The sequence below is a fragment of the Tsukamurella ocularis genome, from assembly GCF_024807615.1.
Lineage (GTDB): Bacteria > Actinomycetota > Actinomycetes > Mycobacteriales > Mycobacteriaceae > Tsukamurella > Tsukamurella ocularis.
The window spans coordinates 980,067-1,001,606 of the sequence record NZ_JANUCJ010000003.1 but is presented as its reverse complement, the minus strand read 5'-3'; the positions used below and the strand labels follow the sequence as shown (position 1 = coordinate 1,001,606).

Annotated in this window: 18 protein-coding genes; 14 read left to right on the top strand and 4 right to left on the bottom strand. The window is 70.8% G+C overall.

Features of this window, described 5'->3' with window-relative positions; all coding sequences use genetic code 11:
- Positions 1–109: 109 nt before the first annotated feature.
- Together HNP44_RS16180 and HNP44_RS16175 are read right to left on the bottom strand one after the other, a co-directional pair.
- On the bottom strand, positions 110–1,717 hold the full coding sequence (locus HNP44_RS16180) for a roadblock/LC7 domain-containing protein (RefSeq protein ID WP_259142063.1): 1,608 nt from the start codon (positions 1,715–1,717) through the stop codon (positions 110–112).
- A complete protein-coding gene (locus tag HNP44_RS16175; RefSeq protein ID WP_259142062.1) occupies positions 1,714–3,303 on the bottom strand; it encodes a Rieske 2Fe-2S domain-containing protein in 1,590 nt (529 codons plus the stop codon). Before HNP44_RS16175 ends, HNP44_RS16180 begins: the two co-directional genes overlap by 4 nt.
- A 101-nt stretch (positions 3,304–3,404) precedes the next feature.
- Here HNP44_RS16175 and HNP44_RS16170 point away from each other — a divergent pair, with 101 nt between their 5' ends.
- From HNP44_RS16170 to zomB, 10 genes are all read left to right on the top strand, one after another.
- A complete protein-coding gene (locus HNP44_RS16170) occupies positions 3,405–4,169 on the top strand; it encodes a lysophospholipid acyltransferase family protein (protein WP_259142061.1) in 765 nt (254 codons plus the stop codon).
- A gap of 79 nt (positions 4,170–4,248) precedes the next feature.
- Positions 4,249–5,091: an HAD family hydrolase gene (locus tag HNP44_RS16165; protein WP_259142254.1), complete on the top strand. Its 843-nt coding sequence runs from the start codon at positions 4,249–4,251 to the stop codon at positions 5,089–5,091.
- Positions 5,092–5,325: 234 nt separating this feature from the next.
- Complete coding sequence (locus tag HNP44_RS16160; RefSeq protein ID WP_259142060.1) at positions 5,326–5,658, top strand: hypothetical protein; 333 nt, start codon at positions 5,326–5,328, stop codon at positions 5,656–5,658.
- 51 nt (positions 5,659–5,709) lie between these two features.
- Positions 5,710–6,066: an endonuclease domain-containing protein gene (locus HNP44_RS16155; RefSeq protein WP_259172152.1), complete on the top strand. Its 357-nt coding sequence runs from the start codon at positions 5,710–5,712 to the stop codon at positions 6,064–6,066.
- A 223-nt stretch (positions 6,067–6,289) separates the two neighbouring features.
- Positions 6,290–8,392, top strand: coding sequence for a SpoIID/LytB domain-containing protein (locus HNP44_RS20845; RefSeq protein WP_310437690.1), 2,103 nt, complete (start codon positions 6,290–6,292; stop codon positions 8,390–8,392).
- A 58-nt stretch (positions 8,393–8,450) separates the two neighbouring features.
- The gene (gene glf / locus HNP44_RS16145) at positions 8,451–9,653 is read left to right on the top strand and encodes a UDP-galactopyranose mutase (RefSeq protein ID WP_259142058.1); all 1,203 of its coding nucleotides are present in this window, start codon (positions 8,451–8,453) and stop codon (positions 9,651–9,653) included.
- Entirely contained in the window at positions 9,654–11,579 is a 1,926-nt protein-coding gene (locus HNP44_RS16140; RefSeq protein ID WP_259142057.1) for a glycosyltransferase, read from the top strand. It begins immediately after the preceding gene.
- A 35-nt stretch (positions 11,580–11,614) separates the two neighbouring features.
- Complete coding sequence (locus HNP44_RS16135; protein WP_259142253.1) at positions 11,615–12,154, top strand: phosphatase PAP2 family protein; 540 nt, start codon at positions 11,615–11,617, stop codon at positions 12,152–12,154.
- Positions 12,154–13,074: a decaprenyl-phosphate phosphoribosyltransferase gene (locus tag HNP44_RS16130; protein ID WP_259142056.1), complete on the top strand. Its 921-nt coding sequence runs from the start codon at positions 12,154–12,156 to the stop codon at positions 13,072–13,074. The genes HNP44_RS16135 and HNP44_RS16130 overlap by 1 nt, the downstream gene beginning before the upstream one ends.
- A complete protein-coding gene (zomB, locus tag HNP44_RS16125; protein WP_259142055.1) occupies positions 13,052–15,058 on the top strand; it encodes a flagellar motor control protein ZomB in 2,007 nt (668 codons plus the stop codon). Before HNP44_RS16130 ends, zomB begins: the two co-directional genes overlap by 23 nt.
- 63 nt (positions 15,059–15,121) lie before the next feature.
- Here the strand turns inward: zomB and HNP44_RS16120 are convergent, their stop codons facing one another.
- A complete protein-coding gene (locus tag HNP44_RS16120) occupies positions 15,122–15,997 on the bottom strand; it encodes an alpha/beta fold hydrolase (RefSeq protein ID WP_259142054.1) in 876 nt (291 codons plus the stop codon).
- 94 nt (positions 15,998–16,091) lie between these two features.
- Here HNP44_RS16120 and HNP44_RS16115 point away from each other — a divergent pair, with 94 nt between their 5' ends.
- The 4 genes from HNP44_RS16115 (at position 16,092) to HNP44_RS16100 (ending at position 20,232) form a co-directional block, all read left to right on the top strand.
- On the top strand, positions 16,092–17,723 hold the full coding sequence (locus HNP44_RS16115) for an alpha/beta hydrolase-fold protein (RefSeq protein WP_259142053.1): 1,632 nt from the start codon (positions 16,092–16,094) through the stop codon (positions 17,721–17,723).
- 80 nt (positions 17,724–17,803) lie between these two features.
- Positions 17,804–18,244 carry a DUF732 domain-containing protein gene (locus HNP44_RS16110; RefSeq protein ID WP_259142052.1) on the top strand — a complete coding sequence of 147 codons (441 nt, stop codon included), beginning with the start codon at positions 17,804–17,806 and terminating at the stop codon, positions 18,242–18,244.
- Positions 18,245–18,248: 4 nt separating this feature from the next.
- On the top strand, positions 18,249–19,259 hold the full coding sequence (locus HNP44_RS16105) for a cutinase family protein (RefSeq protein ID WP_259142050.1): 1,011 nt from the start codon (positions 18,249–18,251) through the stop codon (positions 19,257–19,259).
- A 19-nt stretch (positions 19,260–19,278) separates the two neighbouring features.
- Complete coding sequence (locus tag HNP44_RS16100; protein WP_259142047.1) at positions 19,279–20,232, top strand: cutinase family protein; 954 nt, start codon at positions 19,279–19,281, stop codon at positions 20,230–20,232.
- A gap of 49 nt (positions 20,233–20,281) precedes the next feature.
- Here the strand turns inward: HNP44_RS16100 and HNP44_RS16095 are convergent, their stop codons facing one another.
- Complete coding sequence (locus HNP44_RS16095; RefSeq protein WP_259172151.1) at positions 20,282–21,400, bottom strand: agmatine deiminase family protein; 1,119 nt, start codon at positions 21,398–21,400, stop codon at positions 20,282–20,284.
- Between the last annotated feature and the right edge of the window lie 140 nt (positions 21,401–21,540).

Genomic DNA, 21,540 nt, shown 5'->3' with positions numbered 1-21,540 from the left:
GGCTCGCGACGCCGTCACGCATCGCCGAACGGTGATCCGCCGATTCTCCGACGGAGTTGCGCTTCGGAGGTCGCCCGCGATCACCCGGGAGCGGCCGCGGTCGGGCGGGTCAGACCTCGATCTGCTCCGCGAGCTTGGTGAGGCGGAAGCGGGCCATGGCGAGGTTGGCGCGCGAGCGGTCCAGCACCAGGTAGAGGAACAGGTCGTCGGTGCCCTGGTTGATCGGGCGCACGATCTGGTACTGCGTGCCGAGGGTGATGAGGATGTCCTCGATGTGGTCGTCCAGGTCCAGATCGCCCAGCGTGCGGCTCATCGCCTGCACCAGTGCCGAGTTACCCGCCGCCGCGACCTCGAGGTTGAACTCCGCGGGGTTGCCGGCGGTCGCGAGCGCCATGCCGCTGCTCGCGTCGACCAACGCGACGCCCAGCGCGCCGTCGATGGTCATGGCTTCGTTCAGGGACTCGTTGAATTCGGTCATGTCACCGGGGTCCTTCGGTTCGTACGGTGCCTGGCGGTTCTGCAGAGTCTGCAGCGTCTCGGAGTCGACGTAGGTCTCATCGATCTGCGTGTACGGGAACGGATCGATCGCGAGCGGCTCCGAGAACGTCGGGCGCGCCTGCTCCTCCGCGGGTGCGGGTTCGTCGGTCTCCGCGGACTCCTCGGTCTCGCCGGTGCCCGCGGACGTCTCGGACTCCGCGGCCGGATCGTCGCCGAACGACGCCGACTCGGCGCTGGTGCTCGCGCCGTCGTGGGGTTCCTCCGCAGCGGCATCGCGCTCGTCCGCGCCGTCGCCGGACTCCGCCGCCTCGGGCTCGCTGGGCTCTGTTGCCTCGGATTCGACAGGCTCCGCCGCGGCGTCGGCCGGCTCGGCCTCGTGGTCGACGAACTCGGCGTGGTGCACCTCGTCCTCGTGCGACTCCGCCTCGTCGGCCACCGCGGGCGCCTCGGTCTCGGCGGGCTCCTCGGGCTCCGCGGCGTGCGCCGCGTCCACCTCGACGTCCACCACCTCGACGTCGATGTACGACTCGTCGGGCTCGTCGAGGGTCTCGGACTCCGGGTGCGCCTCGAACGTCGCCTCGAGAGTCTCGCCGTCCTCGTGCCCGGGCCGCGGAGCGGGATCGACCCAGCGGTCCTCCGTGCGGGGCTCGAACCGCGGCGGCGCGAACTGGTCGAAGCCGCCGTCGAAGGCGGTCGCGGACGTGTTCGACGCGGTCTGCGGCCCCGTCGACGCGCTGTAGCCGAAGCCGCCGACCACGCCCGTCTCATAGGTGTCCGACGCGGGCTGCACGCCCTGGAAGGTCTCGGAGGTCAGCGGGTCGGTCAGGGGGTCGGGCTTGGTGCGCGGCGCCTCGGGCGCCGGGCTGTCGGCCTGCGAGAACGACGGCGCGGCCACGCCGGCGAGCGGATCCGACGGTGCCGGACCGGCGCCCGGCGTGCCCGGTGCGGACGGCGGCGCGCCGGCGGCGACGCGGGCCGCCTCCTTCGCGGCGACCTGCACCTCGGGCGGCGGGATCACCCGCGGCCGGCGGGGCGCCTGCGGCGGCTGTCCCTGCGGAGCCTGCCCCTGCGGCGGGCCCTGCGGGGGACCGGCGGGCGGCACCGCCGGGGGAGCGGGCGGTGCGGCGGGCGCCGGGCGCGAGCCCATGCCCGTGTCGTGCACGCCGTAGTAGTCCTCGACGCGCTGCCGGTTGTTGCGCGGACGCCGCGGCCCGCTCATGTCAGCTTCTTCGCGCGCAGCTCGTGCCCACTGGAGGTGAGGCAACGTCCGGATTCGAGGTCCCATTGCCAGCCGTGCAGGTTGCAGGTCAGCTTGCCGCCGTCGACCACGCCGAACTTCGACAGGTCCGCCTTGAGGTGCGGGCAGCGGCGCTGCACCTCCCAGCCGTCCAGCTCGGTCGACGCGGTGTCGTCGTGCGCCTCGGAGAACCAGCCGTCGGCGTAGGCGATGCGCTCATCGGTGAGGCACTTGAAGAAGGTGTAGAGGAATTCGTTGTAGCCGCCGATGCGCCAGGTGGTGAACCGCGTCGACAGGAAGATCGTGTTCACCCAGTCGGGCTCGTCGTCGCGGAGCACCGTGCGCACCAGCTCGGCGGCGATCCGGAAGCCGTACCGATACTTGCCGTCGCCCTCCTCCGGGCTGCGGACCGTGCGGTTCGGGAAGTCGAGCACCACGGTCTCGACGGCACCGTCGGGCGAGGCCATCTCTAGCCCGACCGCGTAGCCGATCCCGTCGCTGATCAGCGCGGACGCCTGCATGATCGGTTCGAACTTGGCCTTGAGGGCGCCGAGCAGCGGCACGCCGTCGTCGGCCGCCCAGGTCGCCTTCTCGGCCTCGAGCACTGGCGCCTGGCGCGCCGCGAAGGCGTCGAGGTACGCGGTCTTGTTCTCGAAGATGTCCATCACCTCGGCCTCGGAGACCGGGTGCGTGAGCGAAACGAGTTCCTTGCCCCGGAATTCGCCGACGGTGCCGGGGATGAACAGCAGGCCCCCGTCGTTGCCGTTCTTCTTCATCTCCTCGAGGAAGGTGATCTGGTCCGGGAAGATGTTCGATGGGTCGCCGCCGATCGTCTCGCGGTCCACGCGGCCCTCGTCGTTGAGGTAGCGCAGCTCGGGGTCGAGGAACGCGGGCGGGCCCGCGGACGGCACGACCCAGGTGCCGGCGACCTGGTCGACGTAGCTGCGGGCGCGGTCCATGCCACGCTGGCGCTTCTGCTCGGCGAAGCGGCGCTTCGAGCCCTTCGGCATGTCGTAGACCATCGGGTACCAGATGGCGCCCGAGTACTGCAGCAGGTGCACGTCGATGCCGCCGAACTCGTCGAGCACCTCCATGTCGACGGGGCGGGCGTCGTTCATGTTGAACAGCACCGTCTCGCCGTCGGAGACGACGAGACCAGAGTCGCCGATGGGGCCGTCCGCGGGCGCGCGCAGGGCGATGATCATCACGTCGAGCGCACCCTTGGGGCCGCTGAGAGTGTGCTTCACCGAGTCCTGCGTCTCGAAGAACTTCGTGAAGCCCAGCTTCTCCAGCTCGCGCCGCAGATCCGGCACGGGGTAGTCGGGCAGCAGGACGGTGGCGTCCTTGCTCACGTTCTCGGCGAGGTTCTTCGCGTCGAAGTGGTCGCGGTGCAGGTGGGAGACGTAGAGGTAGTCGACGTCACCCAGGGCCTTCCAGTCCAGCTGCGTGTTGTCCGGGAAGGGGAACCATGACCCGAAGTACGCGGGATTGACCCACGGATCGCACAGGATGGTGCCTGCGGCGGTGGAGACGTGGAAACCCGCGTGCCCGACGCTGGTGACCTGCACTGTGGAGCCTTTCGCCTGTGTTCGTTACCGCTACAGCGTAATGGGCGACCGGACGACCGGCTGACACACCGCGCAGTCGGCTCCGCGGCTACGCTGACGGTGTGGAACCCGTCTACGGAACGATTCTCGAAGTTGCCCGCGGCATGTGGGCCTTCCAAGGCATCAAGTTCACCGAGGTGGACTTCCATAAGTTCCCCCGTTCGGGCGGGGCTGTGGTCGCCATCAATCACACCGGCTACCTGGACTTCCCCTTCGGTGGGAAGCCCGCGTACGCGGCCGGTCGCCGCAAGGTGCGCTTCATGGCGAAGAAGGAGGTCTTCGACAACTCCAAGTCGGGGCCGATCATGCGCGCGCTGCGCCACATCCCCGTCGACCGCGAGGCGGGCGCGGAGGCGTACTCCGCCGCCGTCGACGCGCTCAAGGCCGGCGAGCTCGTCGGCGTCTATCCGGAGGCCACGCACAGCCGCAGCTTCGAGCTCAAGGGCTTCAAGTCCGGCGCCGCGCGCATGGCGATCGAGGCGAACGTGCCGATCGTCCCCGTCGTGGTGTGGGGCGCCCAGCAGATCTGGACGAAAGGCCTGCCCAAGAAGCTCGGCCGGAACAAGTTCCGCATCGTCATCGGCGTCTGCGACCCGCTCGACCCCGTCGGGCCGCCCGACGAGCTGACCGCGCGGCTCAAGGAGTCGATGCAGGCCATGCTGCTGCAGCTGCAGGACCTCTACGGCCCGCACCCGCAGGGGGAGCCCTGGGTGCCCGCGCGCCTGGGCGGCACCGCGCCCACGTTGGAGGAGGCCGACGCGATGGACGCCGCCGACCTCGACGAGCGTCGTCGTGCCCGGGAGGAACGTCAGGTCGACGGTGCCTGAGGCGCCGTCGGCTGCGGAGCTGCCAGACGGTGCCGGTTCGGAGTTCGGCCCCGGCGCGGTTGCCGCTGTTGGCGCTCCGGTGGAGGCGCCGGGGCTCGAGACGCTCGGCGCCGCTCCGCTCCTGGTAGCGAGCGACGTCGACGGCACCCTCGTCGACGACCACGAGCGCCTGACGCTGCGCACCCATGTCGCCGTCAACGCGGTCCGCGACGCCGGCGGCCACTTCGTGCTGGCCACCGGGCGCCCGCCGCGGGCCGTCGACCCGATCGCCGACCAGCTCGATTTCGCGCCGCTCGCCGTGTGCGCGAACGGCGCGGTGCTCTACGACACCGGCTCGGGCCGCGTGGTCTCGGCGGCGCTGATGTCGCCGGAGCTGCTGCAGACCGTCGCCGAGCTGGTCTACCGATACCTGCCGGGCGCCGGCTTCGCCGCGGAGCGCGTCGCGTCCGGTGAGCACGACTCGGCGACGCCGCGGTTCGCCGCTTCGACCGGGTATCAGCACGCCTGGCTCGAGCCCGACACCGTGACCGCCGCCGACGCCGAGGTGCTCGCCCATCCCGCCGTGAAACTGCTGGTCCGCCAGCCTGGGATGACGTCCGACGAGATGCACGCCCGCGTCGCCCCGCATCTGCAGGGCCTCGCCGACGTCACCTACGCCACCAACAACGGGCTCATCGAGTTCCATGTTCCGGGGGTCACCAAGGCCACCGGCATAGAGCTGGCGATCGAGCACCTCGGCCTCACCGGCCAGCTCCGCACCGCGGCGTTCGGCGACATGCCCAACGACGCCGCGATGCTGCGCTGGGCGAGCATGGGCGTCGCCATGGGCAACGCCCACCCGCTGGCCCGCGGCGCCGCGAACGCAGTGACCGCGACCAACCTCGACGACGGTGTCGCCCGGGTGCTGGAGCGCTGGTTCTAGCCCGTTCGACCGTCGGCGCGGCGCACATCTTTCCAAGCGTTCTGCGATGGATTGAGCACGATCCGTCGCAGAACGCTTCGAAAGTTGTCGGTGGCGGATCCGTTTTCGGTCCTGATGCGTCCAATGGGTATGGGGACGAGCACGCGGCGGCTGGCCGAGGTTGCGACACCGTACGAGATCCGCACCCGGTATCAGCAGGTGGTTCGTGGTGTCCGGATGCCGACGGGTCGGCCGGTGACGTTCCGCGACCTGATCGACGCGGTGCGACTTCTTTACCCCGACGCCGTCTTCTGCGGCTGGACTGCCGCAGCCCTGCAGGGCGCGGCGTACTGCGCGGACCGGCCGATCGAGATCTGGCATCCACTGCCCCGGCGACGGCAGGGCGTCATCATCCGCGGCGGCGCCATGCCCGATGACGATGTCGTCGTCGTCGACGGTCTCCGGCTCACCACGGGCACCCGCACGTTCGTCGACATCGCCCGATTCACCGGCGGTGACGACGCCGTCGTCGGCGCGGACCAGTGCCTGCGGGTGCGCGACGACGGACGGTCCGTCACGACGGCGTAGGACGTCGCCGACTACCTCGACCTCCACGCACACCTGCACCGGTCGCGTCGAGTGCGCGCCGTGCTCGCCGAGGCCGACGGCGGAGCCGAATCGCCGCCCGAGACGCACGTACGACTGCTCCTCCATCGGGCCGGTCTCACCACGTTCGCCACGCAGATCGTCATCGACGGTGGCCGCTACCGCCTCGACCTCGGGGCGCAAGCGTGCAAGGTCGCCGTCGAATACGACGGCCGCGACCACGCCGACCCCGCACAGCAGAGTCTGGACGCGACTCGTCGCAATACCCTGCGGCACGAGTACGGCTGGGAGGTCATCGTCGTCACCGCGAAGATCCTGGCCGAGGGAAGCGACGAGCTGCTGCGCCAGGTGCGGTCCGCTCTGGACGGGCGTGCAGCCGCGGCGGCGTGAACATCTTTCGAAGCGTTCTGCGATGGAGCAGGCGCGATTCGTCGCAGAACGCTTCGAAAGATGTGGCTGCACGTGGCTGAACCCGCGCCGGCCCGACGCTCGATGTGACTGATGTGACAATTGTTACCTACGTGACGAATGTTGCAGATGGTGTTAGTCTCGACCTCACGTTGAGCTTTGCCGTTCTCGGCAAGGCTCACCTGCGTCGAGCTAAGGAGAAGCCATGCCCGTGTGGATCGACGGCGGACCTCGTCGCCGCCGCGGACGGCGTACCGTCGCGCTCGCACTGCTCCCGGCCCTGGCCGTGGGCGGCGCCGCCGCGCTGCTCAGCACCACGAACATCGTCGGCGACCCCGCGCTCGCCGCCGGTAGCGACGTGACCTTCACCGGACAGGGCAACGGCCACGGCCGCGGCCTCGGCCAGTGGGGCGCGTTCGGCTACGCGAAGTCCGGCTGGAAGGCCGAGCAGATCGTCGCCCACTACTACGGCGGCTCGCAGCTCTCCCGCGCCGACACCACCCTGCCCGTCCGCGTGCAGCTCACCGCCCAGAAGGCGGCGAACGTGCTGGCCCCGGCGGGCGCCAAGATCGGCGACCAGCCGGTCGCGCCCGGCCAGGCCGTGCGGCTCGAGGGCGGGAACGCCGTCATCACCACCGGCTGCGGCGGCCCCGTCGTCAAGACCGTCCCGGCAGGCGCCGACGCCACCATCGCCCCGCTCAACGCCGAGGCGAACCGTCCCGTCGGCGAGCTACTGACGTTCTGCGGCACGAACGCCGCCTACCGCGGCGCGATCGCGGCCAAGGACGGCAAGGTCTTCAACGTGGTCAGCATCGAGGACTACGTCCGCGGTGTCGTCCCCGTCGAGAGCAAGGCCGAGTGGGCGGACCAGGGCGGCTACGAGGCTCTGCGCGCGCAGGCCATCGCGGCTCGCTCGTACGCGCTGGCGGAGGGCGCCAAGCGCGGCGACCGCTACAACGACACCCAGGACTCTCAGGTCTACGGCGGCGCCGGCAAGGAGGACCCGCGCACCGACAAGGCCGTCGCGAGCACCGCCGGCCTCGTCATGGCGAAGAACGGCTACGCCGTCTCCACCGAGTTCTCCAGCTCCACCGGCGGCTTCACCGCGGGCGGAGACTTCACGCCGGTCAAGGACGACGGCGACGTGGTCTCCCCGTTCAAGAACTGGACCCAGAAGGTGCCCACCGCGAAGATCGCGCAGGAGTTCGGCGTCGGCGCGTTCACGTCCATCCGCGTGGTCAAGACGCAATCGGCGCAGGTCGGCCGCGTCGAGGCTGTCGAGATCGTCGGGGCGAACCGCACCGTCACCGCGAAGGGCGACGAGGTCCGCAAGAAGCTGGGCCTGCGTTCGGACTGGTTCACCATCGACGGCCAGGCACCCGCAGCGGCCCCCGCACCCGGCACCCCGAGCGCGCCCGGAGCGGCCGCCGCACCGTCGACCCAGGTCCCGGTCCCCGGGCGCGTGGTGGACCAGCCGATCGTGGCGGCCCCCGTCGACCCGTTCAACCCGGTGCCGACCGCCCCCAACGCGGCCCAGTCCGCGCCGGTGGGCGCGACCACTCCCACCGCGTCCACGGGTGCGGTCCCTGCGGCTCCGGCCGCCCCGGCGGCCCCCGCGGTCCCGACGGTGCCCGGCGCCGCCCCGGCAGCTGCAGCGGCCCCCGCGATCCCGACGGTCGCCGCCGCGCCCACTGCGCCGGCCGCGCCCGCGATCCCGGGCATCCCCGCGCCGCCGGCCGCCTCCGCTGTGGCGCCCGCGGCGCAGGCCGTGACCGGCAAGGCCGCAGTCGAGGCCGCGTACGCGGCCGCCGGCGGCGAGAAGGGCACGCTCGGCCGCGTCGTCGCGAACCCGATCGCCTTCCCCGACGGTTCGATGCTGCAGTCGTACCAGAACGGCACCATCTACTACTCGAAGGCGAACGGCGCCCAGGTGGTCCCGTCGGGCGTCTCCGCCCCCGCGACCCTGCTCAACTGGGCGACGGCGTTCGCCGCGGGCGGCGCGCCGAGCCTGCCGCCATTGCCGCTGCTCAACTTGATCCCGGGCTGGGGCGACCTGATCGGCATCAACCCGACCCCGGGCGACACCCCGACGGGCGTGCCCGCGGTCCCCGTCGTCCCGGGCGACACCGCCGCCCCCGCCGCCCCGGGAGCGAGCACGCCGGCGGCGCCCGCTGCCCCGGCGGCACCGGCCGCCCCGTCCGCTCCTGCGGCCGCGGTGACCACCGCACCCGCCGCTCCGGCGGCGCCCGCGGCGCCGGCGGGATCGACCCCACTTCCCGTCCCGACGGTGCCGGGCGCCGCGGCTTAGTCACAGGCCCGGGCCGGGTGGCGTCATCCACGCCGCCCGGCCGGTACCCTGAACGTCCGTGGCAACCTCTTCTCCCCAGTCCTATGACCTGATCGTGGTCGGCTCCGGCTTCTTCGGCCTGACCGTCGCCGAGCGCACGGCCGCTGAGCTGGGAAAGCGGGTGCTGATCGTCGAGCGACGCCCGCACCTGGGCGGCAACGCGTACTCGGAGGCCGAGCCGGAGACCGGCATCGAGATCCACAAGTACGGTGCGCACCTGTTCCACACCTCCAACGAGCGGGTGTGGGAGTACGTCAACAAGTTCACCGCCTTCACCGGCTACCAGCACCGCGTCTTCGCGATGCACAAGGGCCAGGCCTACCAGTTCCCGCTGGGCCTCGGCCTCGTCAGCCAGTTCTTCGGCCGCTACTTCACGCCCGACGAGGCGAAGGCGCTGATCCAGGAGCAGGCCGCCGAGTTCGACTCCAAGGACGCTCAGAACTTCGAGGAGAAGGCGATCTCCCTGATCGGCCGTCCCCTCTACGAGGCGTTCATCAAGCACTACACGGCCAAACAGTGGGAGACGGACCCGAAGAACCTGCCCGCCGGCAACATCACCCGCCTGCCGGTGCGCTACAACTTCGACAACCGCTACTTCAATGACACCCACGAGGGTCTGCCCGTTGACGGTTACACCGCCTGGCTCGAGAACATGGCCGCGTCGGACCTCATCGACGTGCGCCTGGACACCGACTGGTTCGACGTGCGCGACGAGATCGTCGCGACCTCCCCGGACGCGCCGATCGTCTACACCGGCCCGCTGGACCGGTACTTCGACTACTCCGCGGGCCGCCTCGGCTGGCGCACCCTGGACTTCGAGACCGAGGTGCTCCCGGTCGGCGACTTCCAGGGCACCCCGGTGATGAACTACAACGACGCCGACGTGCAGTACACGCGCATCCACGAGTTCCGCCACTTCCATCCCGAGCGCACGACGTACCCGGCCGACAAGACGGTCATCATGCGCGAGTTCGGCCGCTTCGCGAACGACGACGACGAGCCCTACTACCCGATCAACACCCCGTCGGACCGCGAGATGCTCGCGGCCTACCGGGCGCTCGCCAAGACGGAAGCCGCGGAGCGCAAGGTCCTCTTCGGCGGCCGGCTCGGCACCTACCAGTACCTCGACATGCACATGGCCATCGCCAGTGCGCTGTCGATGTTCGACAACACCCTGCGTCCGCATCTCGAAACCGGTGCCGCGCTCACCGAGGAGGCCTGAGTGACCAGCGCCAAGACCCTGCTGCAGCGCGTCATCCTGCCGCGCCCGGGCGAGCCCCTCGACGTGCGCTCGCTGTACCTCGAGGAGGCCGAGACCAATTCGCGCCGCTCGCACGCCCCCACCCGCACGTCACTCAACGTCGCGGGCGAGTCCGAGGTCAGCTTCGCCACCTACTTCAACGCCTTCCCGGCGTCGTACTGGCGCCGCTGGACCGTCCTGAAGGACGTCGTGCTGCGGATCGAGCTCAAGGGCACGGCCCGCGTCGACCTGTACCGCTCCAAGGTCGACGGTGCGCGCATCGCCCTGGGCGGCGACCTGGTCCAGACCGACGCCACCGGCTACGGCGTCGCCGAGTTCGCGACCGACCTCGGCCCGTTCGAGGACGGCGGCTGGATCTGGTTCGACGTGACCGCGGACAGCGACACCGAGATCATCTCCGCCGGCTGGTACGCCACCGTCGGGGAGGAGGGCCTGCCCGACAAGCGCGTCACCGTCGGCATCCCCACCTTCAACCGGCCCGACGACGCCGTCGCCGCGATCGCCGCCCTCACCAGCGATCCGCTGGTCGACGGCGTGATCGACGCCGTGCTCATGCCCGACCAGGGCACCAAGCGGGTCATCGACCACCCCGACTACGCGGCCGCGATCGCCCCGCTGGGCGAGCGCTACCACCGCTTCCAGCAAGGCAACCTCGGCGGCTCCGGCGGCTACGGCCGGATCATGTACGAGGCGCTGCGCCTCACCGACAGCCCGTACGTGCTGTACATGGACGACGACATCGCCATCGAGCCCGACTCGATCCTGCGCGCGCTGCAGTTCGCCCGCTTCGCCAAGACCCCGATGCTGGTCGGCGGGCAGATGCTCAACCTGCAGGACCGCAGCCACCTGCACTGCATGGGCGAGGTCATCGACCGGGGCTCCTTCATGTGGACCGCGGCGCCGTTCGTCGAGTACGACCACGACTTCTCCGAGTACCCGCTGAAGGACAAGGAGAACAGCAAGAACCTGCACCGGCGCATCGACGTCGACGGCAACGGCTGGTGGATGTGCCTCATCCCGCGCGTCGCCGCCGAGGAGATCGGCCTGCCGCTGCCGCTGTTCATCAAGTGGGACGACTGGGACTACGGCCTGCGCGCCGCCCGCGCCGGCTACCCGACGGCGACGGTGCCCGGCATCGCCATCTGGCACATGGCCTGGTCCGACAAGGACGACGCCATCGATTGGCAGGCCTACTTCCACCTGCGCAACCGGCTCGTCGTCGCGTCGATCCACCACGAGGGCGACCACCGCGGCATCATCAAGAGCTCGATCAAGGCGCTCATGAAGCACCTGCTGTGCCTCGAGTACTCGACGGTCGCGATCCAGATCGAGGCCATGCGCGACTTCCTCCGCGGCCCCGAGGCGCTCTACGAGCTGCTGCCCACCGCGTTGCCGAAGATCGCCGCGATGCGCAAGGAGTACCCGGACGCCGTCGTGCTGCCTAGCGCCACCGAGCTGCCGCGCACCAGCGGCCAGGCCACGGCGTTCGGCACGCGGATCCCGCTGAACCCCGTCACCAAGGTGTCGACGCTGGTCAAGGCCGTGCGCAACAACCTGCGTCCCGCTGATCCCCGGAGCCACGAGGTGCCGCAGGCCAATTACCCGCCGCTCGAGGCGCGCTGGTTCAGCCTGGGCCGCGTCGACGGGGTCACCGTCACCACGGCCGACGGCCGTGGCGTGGTCTACCGCCAGCGCGACCGGGACAAGATGTTCGCGCTCATGCGCGAGAGCCTGGCCGTGCACCGCGAGGTGGACCGCCGGTTCGCCGAGATGCAGCAGCGCTACCGCGCCGCGTACACCGACCTGACCAGCCGCGAGGCGTGGTCCGAGATCTTCGAGCCCGCGGCGCGGGAAGCGGAGCGGAACGAGATCGAGGAGAGCAAGTGAGCAACGCCCCGGAGCAGGCCCTGAGCCCCGAGGAGATGATCCTCGTCGGCGTGCAGGCGCAGTTGGCTGGCCGCCCCGGCGTGCTGCCCGCGGCCCGCGGCCTCAGCCACTTCGGCGAGCACTCGCTCGGCTGGCTCGGCCTCGCCGCGCTCGGCGCGGTGCTACAGCCGAAGCGCCGCACGGAGTACGTCACGGCCGGCGTGGGCGCGTTCGTCGCGCACGCGGCGTCCGTCGTGATCAAGCGGATCGTGCGGCGCAAGCGCCCCGACCATCCGTACATCACGGTCGGCGTCGGCACCCCGAGCAAGCTCAGCTTCCCGTCGTCGCACGCCACCAGCTCGACGGCCGGCGCGATCCTGCTGGGCCGCGCCTCAGGCGTCCCGGGCGGCGCCGTGCTGGCGCCCGCCGCGGTGGTGCCTCCGATGCTCACCTCCCGCATGGTGCTGGGCGTGCACTACCCGACGGACGTCGCCGCCGGAGCCGCGATCGGTGCGGCGACCGCGGTGGCCGCGATCGAGGGTGAGAGACTGTGGACGCGCCGCGCGGCGTGCCGGAACAACGGGAAGCAGGGTTGATGAGCGAGGAGCCGATCGAGCACGGCGAGCCGAAGGCACCGTCGAACCTCGCCACCGGACTGATCAAGGCGATCCGGCCCCGGCAGTGGGTCAAGAACGTCCTCGTCGTGGTGGCCCCGCTGGCCGCCGGGCGCGATCAGCTGGAGTTCGTGCAGTTCGGGAACGTCGGCATCGCGTTCATCGCCTTCTGCCTGGCCGCGTCGTCGATCTACCTGATCAACGACGCCCTCGACGTCGAGGCCGACCGCCAGCACCCCACCAAGCGCTACCGCCCGATCGCCGCCGGCGTCGTGCCTGTGAACCTGGCCTACGTGCTGTCCGTCCTGTTCGGGGCGGGGGCCATCGCGGTCTCGCTGCTCGCCAACAAGGAACTGGCGATCGTGATCGCGGCGTACATCGTGATCCAGCTGGGCTACTGCTTCGGCCTCAAGCACCAGGCCGTGATCGACATCTGCATCGTGAGCTCGGGCTTCCTGTTGCGCGCCGTCGCCGGTGGCGTGGCCGCGGAGCTGCCCAAGGGACTGTCGCAGTGGTTCCTGCTGGTGATGGCCTTCGGCTCGCTGTTCATGGCCGCGGGCAAGCGGTACGCGGAGCTGCAGCTCGCCGAGCGCACCGGCGCGAAGATCCGCAAGTCGCTCGAGTACTACACCACCTCGTACCTGCGGTTCGTCTGGACACTGGCGGCCACGGCCGTCGTCCTCTGCTACGGCATGTGGGCCTTCGATACGACGAAGCACCCCGACAACATCTGGTACGCCCTGTCGATGGTGCCGTTCACCGTCGCAATCCTGCGCTACGCCGTCGACGTCGACGGCGGCGAGGCGGGCGAGCCCGAGGAGATCGCCCTGGGTGATCGCGTGCTGCAGGTGCTCGCGATCGCGTGGATTGGAACCGTCGTTGCCGCGGTCTACTTCGCCTGACGCCCAGGCCGGCGAGTCCGCCGGCACGGCCCCGTCCACCTTCTCCGCACCCCGAGTCAGCTTCTGGCTCGGGGTGGCGGCGTGCGCGGTCCTGTTCGGCTACGGCGCCTGGCAGCGCCGGTGGATCGCCGACGACGGCCTCATCGTGCTGCGCACCGTCCGGAACCTGCTGGCCGGGAACGGCCCCGTCTTCAACGCGGGCGAGCGCGTCGAGGTCAACACCTCCGCCGCCTGGACCTACCTCATCTGGTTCTTCTCCTGGATCAGCGGCGTGCAGACCGAGTACGTGGTGCTCACCGTCGCGCTGGTGTTGTCCGTCGCCGCGATCCCGCTGGCGATGCTCGGCACGGCGCGCCTGTACCGCGGCGGCCCGGGCTGGGCGCGGTTGCGCGGCTCCGGCCTGCTGCTCCTGCCCGCCGGCGGCCTCGTCTACATGGCGCTGCCCCCGGCCCGCGACTTCGCGACGTCGGGCCTCGAGGTCTCGCTGACCATCTTTTGGGTGGCGCTGCTGTGGTACCTCGCGATCTGCTGGTCGCAGGCCGACCGCTCGCCGGTCGAGCGGCGCGAGCAGGTCCGCTACTGGATCCTCACCTGTGCGACGGCCTTCGTCGCAGGCCTGTCCTGGCTGGTGCGGCCCGAGATGGCGGTCGTCGGCGGCCTCGTCCTCATCGTCATGTTCCTCGCCCCGGTCGGGCTGAAGCTGCGGCTCGCGCTCACGGCCGCCGCGGGCCTGCTGCCCGTCGGGTACCAGATCTTCCGGATGGGCTACTACGGCCTGCCCGTGCCCAACACGGCCGTCGCCAAGGACGCCAGCGGCTCGAAGTGGGGTCAGGGCTTCACCTACCTGATGAACCTCGTCGAGCCCTACTCCCTGTGGCTGCCGGTGCTGGCGCTGGCGATCGCGATGCCGATCATCCTGCTGCCCGCGCGCGGCGCCCGCACCCCGCTGACCGGCCGCTTCCGGCTGCCGCGCGGCGGCGTCCGCGGCCTGCGCGACCACCTGCAGCGGCCCGCGGTGATCGTCGCCGTGATGTTCCTCGGCGGCCTCATCGAGACGCTGTACTGGCTGCGCCAGGGCGGCGACTTCATGTCGGGCCGCGTGCTGCTCGCACCGCTGTTCCTGCTGCTCCTGCCGGTCATGGTGATCCCGCTGCGGATCCCGTCGCGCCGCCCCGAGGATTCGACGGTCCGCGGCATCGCCCGGCTCGCCACCGGTACCGCTGGCGCCGCGGTCGCGGCGGCGCTGTGGGTGCTGGTCCTCGGCTGGGCGCTGCACGCGACGACCTTCCGCGGCCAGCCCGACGGCACCGCGATCGGGACCAGCGGCATCGTCGACGAGCGGGCCTTCTACTCGCTGCAGACGGGCCACGCGCACCCGCTCACCGCGGACGACTACCTCGACTACCCGCGGATGACGTCGCTGCAGGAGATCCTGCGCGCGACCCCGCGCGGCGGCGTGTACCTGCCGTCGTTCGACTACGACTGGTGGTTCATCGATCCGCTGCCCTACCCGCGGCCGGACGACGTGCCGCTGCGGCAGACCGTCTTCTTCACCAACCTCGGTATGACCGGCATGAACCTGCCGCTCGACGTGCGCGTCTGGGATCAGATCGGCCTCGCCTGGCCGATGGCCTCGCACACGGCGCGACTGGAGGACGGTCGCATCGGGCACGACAAGGAGATGTTCCCGGACTGGGCCGTCGCCGAGGCGAAGGCCTATCCGAAGAGGCCGGCGCTGCCGCCGTTCATCGACCCGGACTGGGTGAATCAGTCGCGCGTCGCGCTGACCTGCCCGCAGATCCAGCAGCTGCAGGACTCGTACTCCGCGCCACTCACCTTCGATCTGTTCAAGCGGAACATCAAGCTCTCGCTCGCGAACATGAAGCTGCGCATCGACCGGGTGCCCGAGTACACGCTGCGCATGTGCCGCATGGACGTCCCGCCGCCGCTCACCGACGACCAGAAGTCGATGCCGAAGCCCTGATGGCGATCAACGGGGCGAGCGCGGACTGCTCCGCGCTCACCGACGTCGGCCCCGTCGCCTGAGTCAGAGGCGGTGACGGTCCAGGAAGTCCTCGATCGCGGCGGCGAAGACCTGATTGTCGTCGCCCGCGACCATGTGTCCGGCACCGCTGACGTCGGCGACTTCGGCGTGCGGGACCCGCTCCAGCATCTTCGCCACGCCTTCGTCGCTCACCACGTCGGACTTCCCGCCGCGCACGATGAGCGTCGGGATGGTGACGCGCCCGGCCGCGGCGCCGAGCCGTCCCTTGTCCTGGATGCGGGCCTCGTTGCGGTCGTCGCCGCGGAGGAACGCGGGATCCCAGTGCCAGTACCAGCGGCCGTCGGCGCGCAGCCGCACGTTCTTCTTGAGCCCCTCGGGGTTGCGGGAACGCTTGCGGGTGGGGTTGTAGGCGGCGACGGCGTCGGCGACCTCGTCGAGCGTGGCGAAGCCGTCGGCGTGCGCGCCGAGGAAGTCGGTGACCCGATCGATGCCCTTCTTCTCGGCGTCGACCACGACGTCCACCAGGACCAGCGCGGCCGCGATGCCCGGGTTCTCGCCGACGGCGCACAGGCTGGTGATGCCGCCGAGCGACGCCCCGATGAGAACGGGCGGCGGGCCGCTGCGGGTGGCGAGGACGGCCAGCAGGTCCCCGACGAAGTCGCCCAGCGCGTAGGCGCCGTCGGCGGCCCAAGCGGTGTCGCCGTGGCCGCGCGCGTCGAGCGTGATGACCGTGTACCCGCGTTGGGCGAGCGCGGCGGCGGTGCGGTCCCAGGAGTGCCGGGTCTGGCCGCCGCCGTGCAGCAACACGAGCGTCGTCCCGTCGCCGGGGCCCGAGGGCGCCGCCCAGCGGTCGCCGGCGATGGCCAGGCCACCGGCATCGACGCTGAAGGGCTCCGCGGACGGGTACATTTCGGTCATCGAACAGTCCTATCACGCGTCGGGGGCGCCGTGACCCCGGCCACCCTCCGCGCGGCACCCGGACCCGAAATCACACCCGTGTAACACTGGTCCCATGTCATCGCTGGGCCGAATCGGAACGCTGCTCGTCGCCGGGGCCGTGGCGGCGGGCGCCGTCGTGGTGGCACCGTCGGCCCTGAACCCCGCGCCCGCGCACGCCGACCCGGCCCCCGCCAAGTCCCGGATCACCGAGGCCCAGTGGCAGGGCGATCACCAGGTGGACCTCACCGTCTACTCCGCGGCGATGAACGACTCGATCAAGATCCAGCTGCTGCTGGCCCGCGACTGGCATGCCGACCCCACAGCGAAGTTCCCCACGCTGTACCTGCTCGACGGGATGCGGGCGCGCGAGGACCGCAACGGCTGGCTGCTGGAGACGAACGTCGCGGACTTCTACCGCGACAAGAACGTCACCGTCGTTCTGCCCGTCGGTGGCCAGTCCAGCTGGTACACCGACTGGAGGCGGCCGGACAACGGCAAGAACTACCAGTGGGAGACCTTCCTCGCCAAGGAGCTGCCGCCGCTCCTGCAGCAGGGATGGCGCGCCACTGACGCGCGCGCCGCGGCCGGCGTCTCGATGGGCGGCACCGCGGCCTTCACCCTCGCCGCCCGCAACAAGGGCCTGTACCGGTTCGCCGGCTCCTACTCCGGCATCCTCTCCACGAGCACCCCCGGCACCCCCGAGTCCATCGCGATCGCCATGCGCGACGCGGGTGGTTTCAACGCCGACGCCATGTACGGCCCGCCCACGGATCCCGCCTGGGCGCAGCACGATCCGCTCAAGCTGGCGGAGAAGTTGCGAGGCGTCAGCCTGTACTTCAGCTCCGGTAACGGTTCCGGCGGCACCGGTGCGCCCACCGACCTGCAGGCCATGGCGCTCGAGGTGCTCGCCCGCTCGTCGAACCAGGCCTTCGCGATCGAGCTCAACCGGCTCGGGATCCCCGCGAACGCGCTCTACCGCCCGTCGGGGAACCACAGCTGGCCCTACTGGCAGTTCGAGAACGGTCAGGCCTGGCCGCAGGTGCAGGCGGCCCTCGGCGTCGCCAACCCGCGGCCCTGCGGCATCGGCGGCGCGATCGGCGAGGCCGCACCCAAGACTCCGGCGCTGGGCTCGTGCGTCACCGTCGAGTACGCCGTGCCCGGCGGCCGCGCGCAGGACTTCCGTGGCGGCCAGGTGTTCTGGTCGGCGGACACCGGCGCGCAGGTGGTCGGCGGCGCGATCGGCGGCGCCTACCTCGGGACGGGCGGTCCCGGCGGCCCGCTCGGCTACCCGACCGGCGGCGAGCGGGCCCTCGCTGACAAGAAGGGTCGTTACCAGCAGTTCCAGCACGGCACCGTGTACTGGAGCCCGCAGACCGGTGCGCGCGCGGTGCGCGGCGCGATCCGCGACAAGTACGCCGCACTGGATTACGAGCGCTCGGCGCTCGGGCTGCCGCTGGGCGACGAGACGAAGCTCCCGGGCGGCGCCTTCCAGCGCTTCCAGGGCGGGCAGGTCTACTGGTCGCCGAAGACGCCCGCGACCGTGGTGACCAACGGCCCGATCTTCGCCGAATGGGGCCGTCAGGGCTACGAGGGCGGCCGCCTCGGCTTCCCGGTCGCCGATTCCACGCCTGTCCCCGGCGGCTTCGAGCAGCGCTTCGAGCGCGGCGTGATCGCCCTGGTCAACGGGGTAGCGACGGCACGCTGACGCCCAGCCGAGGGTTGCGCTTCCTCGCTGCCGGTAGCCTGGCAACGTTGCGTTCCGGACGTACTTCAAGGAGAGAAGACATGGCTGGACTTCGGGGAGCCCTCGCGGCCGCAGTGATGACGGGCGGCCTGCTGCTCGGTGCCGTCGCCTGCGGCGGCAGTTCGACGGTCGAAGCGCCCACCACCCCCGTGGAGGGCGAGCCCACGTCGCTGCCCGCGACCGCCCCCGGATCGGCCACGGCACCGTCGGGCTACCCGGGTGCGAGCTCGGCCGCGAACCCGGCCCTGACGCAGAAGGACAAGGACTTCATAGCCAAGGTTCGCGCGGACGGCGTGAAGGCCCCCGACGACGTGGTGATCAACGCCGCGCAGTTCGCGTGCGAGTACGACAAGTCGGGTCGTGACGCCAAGAACCTCGAGCCCTTCGTCGTCGGCATCCTCGGCCCGTACGACGGTGACGCCGCCTCCGGGAACGCGAAGAAGTTCATCACCGAGGCGCGGGCCTCCTACTGCAAGAAGTGATCCCGTGACGCATCAGGAGCCCGGAAAGCCGAGCGGCTGGCGCAGGTTCTCGCCGGTGACGATCGTCGTCGGCGTGGTCGTGATCATCGCGCTGGTTCTGCTGGCGATCCTCGTGGGCACCTGGCTGCGGCCCGGCCCGGAGCTGCCGCCGGTGTCGCCGGACGGCTCCTCGTCGAGCCCGTCGGCGACCGCGGCGCGGCCCACCTCGCAGCCCGCGGACTGCCCCGACGTGCAGGTGATCTCGGTGCCCGGCACGCTGGAGTCGTCGTCGAAGGACGACCCGTACCGGCCGGCGTTCAACCCGAACTCGCTGATGCTCAAGATCACCGCGCCGCTGGCCGCGGCGCTGCCCGACAGCCGCGCCGACGTGTGGACCACCCCGTACGTTGCGCAGCTGTCGAACCCCGTCGCCATCCCGCCGGACGGGCAGGCGTCCTACGAGAAGTCGCGCACCGAGGGCTACGACAAGTCGGTTGCGCAGATCAAGAAGGTCTACGACAAGTGCAAGCTCACCGGCTTCGTGCTGATGGGCTTCTCCCAGGGCGCCGTGATCGCCGGGGACATCGCCGGCGAGATCGGTGCGGGCAACGGAGTCATCCCCGCGGAGAACCTTCTCGGCGTGGGCCTGATCTCCGATCCCCGCCGCGAGCCGGGAGACGCTCGGACGGCGGGCCCGAACCCGCCCGGCGTGGGTGTCGAGGTCGCGTACGGCGGCTTCAGCTTCGGCAGCCTATCGCTGCGGGGCAAGCGCGAGGGCGGCTTCGGCGCGGTCAAGGACCGCACCGTCTCCCTGTGCGGCAACAAGGACCCGATCTGCAACCAGCCCAAGGACATCTTCCAGGCCGGCAACATCGCGACCACGCTGCCGGAGCTGGAGAAGGTGCTCACCGGGAATTCGCACGCGCTGTACGCGACGACGACCGATTGGTCTGCCAACGGGCAGACCGCCACGCAGTGGATGCAGTCCTGGGCACGTGGCGTGATCGACAAGGCGCCTAAGCCTCCGCACAGCTAGCCCTGGTATTCACATAGGAATGGCAGGCACGAAGAATCAGGGAGCGCGGAAGGCCGGGCGGGTCTTCGGCATCGCCGTCATTATCGCGGCGATCATCGCGATCATCGTCGTGATCACGCTCATCATCACGATGATCCGCAAGCCGGAGCCCACCCCTCCGGGCGAGCCCACGGGCCCCCAGGCGGCGGGCTGCCCCGACGTTCAGGTGATCTCCTTCCCCGGCACCTGGGAATCGTCCGCCGCGGACGACCCGAAGGCGCCGAAGTTCAACCCGCGCTCGCTCATGCTGCAGGTGACGAACCCGCTGGACAAGCGGTTCGCCGGTGCCCGCGCCGACATCTGGACCGTCAACTACGCCGCCCAGTTCCACAACCCGATCGCGGTGCCGCCGGACGGCCAGATGACCTACCAGGCCTCGCGGCAGCAGGGCACCGACCGGGCGATCGCCAAGATCACCGCAGTCAAGGACGCGTGCCCCCGCACCGGCTTCGTGCTCATCGGCTTCTCCCAGGGCGCGACCATCGCGGGCAACATCGCCGCGCAGATCGGCGCCGGCCGGGGCCCGATCGTGGCCGAGCGGCTCCTGGGCGTGGGACTGATCTCCGACAGCCGCCGGGTCCAGGGCCAGGGCACCGCCATCGGCCCCGACCCCGCGGGCGAGGGCGTCGAGGTGACCTTCTCCGGCTTCAGCTTCTCGGGCGTCGACCTGCAGGGCAAGCGCGACGGCGGTTTCGGCTCGGTCAACGACAAGGTCGTCACGATCTGCGGCTCCAACGACCCCATCTGCAACCAGCCGAAGGGCGGGCTCCTGGGCCTGGCCACCGGCCTGCCGCAGGTGATCTCGACCATCACGCAGAACTCACACGCCGCCTATGGCACCACCGCGAACTGGTCGCTCGACGGCAAGACCGCCACGCAGTGGCTCACCGGCTGGGCGACGGGGATCATCGACAAGGCGCCCAAGACGAAGTAGCCGGGTACTGATGTCCACCGGTGCGGGGGGGGGGTCATCGGTGCATACGTCAGGGGCGAGCCGGCTGCTGCTGAGTGGCACAGTGGATTCCGCCGCCGCCCGCGGCGACCGGGTCGATGTCGAGCTGCACCACCTCGCGGCCGGGGAACAGTCGCTGCAGCGTCGTCCGCGCCTCGCCGTCGGTCTCCGCGTCGCCGAACTGCGGACAGATCACCGCGCCGTTGCACAGGTAGAAGTTGATGTACCCGGCGGCGAAGTCGTCGTCCTGCGCGTACCGCTCACGCACCGTTGACGGCGCGCGGAGCGCCTCCACCTGCAGCTTCCGCCCCTTGGAGTCGGTGGCGCCGCGGAGGATTTCCAGGTGCCGCTTCGTCACCTCGTGGTCGAAGGAGTCGGGGTCGTCGTCCTGCGCGGCCACCACCACGCCCGGCGAGGCGAACCGCGCGTAGAAGTCCGTGTGCCCGTCGGTGATGTCCTTGCCCTTGATGCCGGGCAGCCAGATCACCTTCTCGATCCCCAGTAGCTCGCTCAGCTCGCCCTCGACCTGCTGCTTCGTCCAGCCGGGGTTCCGGTTGTCGTTGAGGACGCAGCTCTCGGTGATGATCGCGGTGCCCTCGCCGTCGACCTCCAGCGCCCCGCCCTCGATCACCAGGTCGGTCCGCACCGTCTCGGCCTTCGCCTGCGTGGTGACGAAGCCGGCGACCTTCGCGTCGGCGTCGTGGGTCTGCTTGTTGCCCCAGCCGTTGAAGTTGAAGTCGACGCCTGCGAGCCCCCTGTCGCCGGTGACGAACGTCGGGCCGGTGTCGCGGATCCACAGGTCGTCGAGCTCGGCGGGCACCAGCGTGACGCCCGGCGCCGTGCCGAGCAGCCCGCGGGCGGTCTCCAGCTGGTCGGGGCGGACCAGGATCGAGACGGGCTCGAACCGGCCGATCGTCGTCGCGATGAGCATGAGCGTCCGCTGCACGTCGGGAAGCAGCTTCTTCCCCCGCACGTCCTCGCGGGCGGCCAGCGCCATCCAGGTGCGCTCGTGCCGCTCGCCCTCGTCGGGCATGCGCCACCGTCGCCCGCCTCGGTCCACGGGCGACCTCTCCGCCGGCGTGTTCGACGGTGCGCCGCACGCCGCCAGCACTGCTGCCGCCGCCGCGAGCAGGAAGTTCCGTCGTCGCATCGCGCTCACCTCTTCCGACGGTGCCGGCCTCTCCAGCCCCGCCCGCCCATTGTCACCGGTCGTGGCCTCCCGCGGGGGATTAGGCGCCGCGTGGGGGACGGCCGGTCCCCCACCCGAGGAACGGCGACTCATGGGGGACC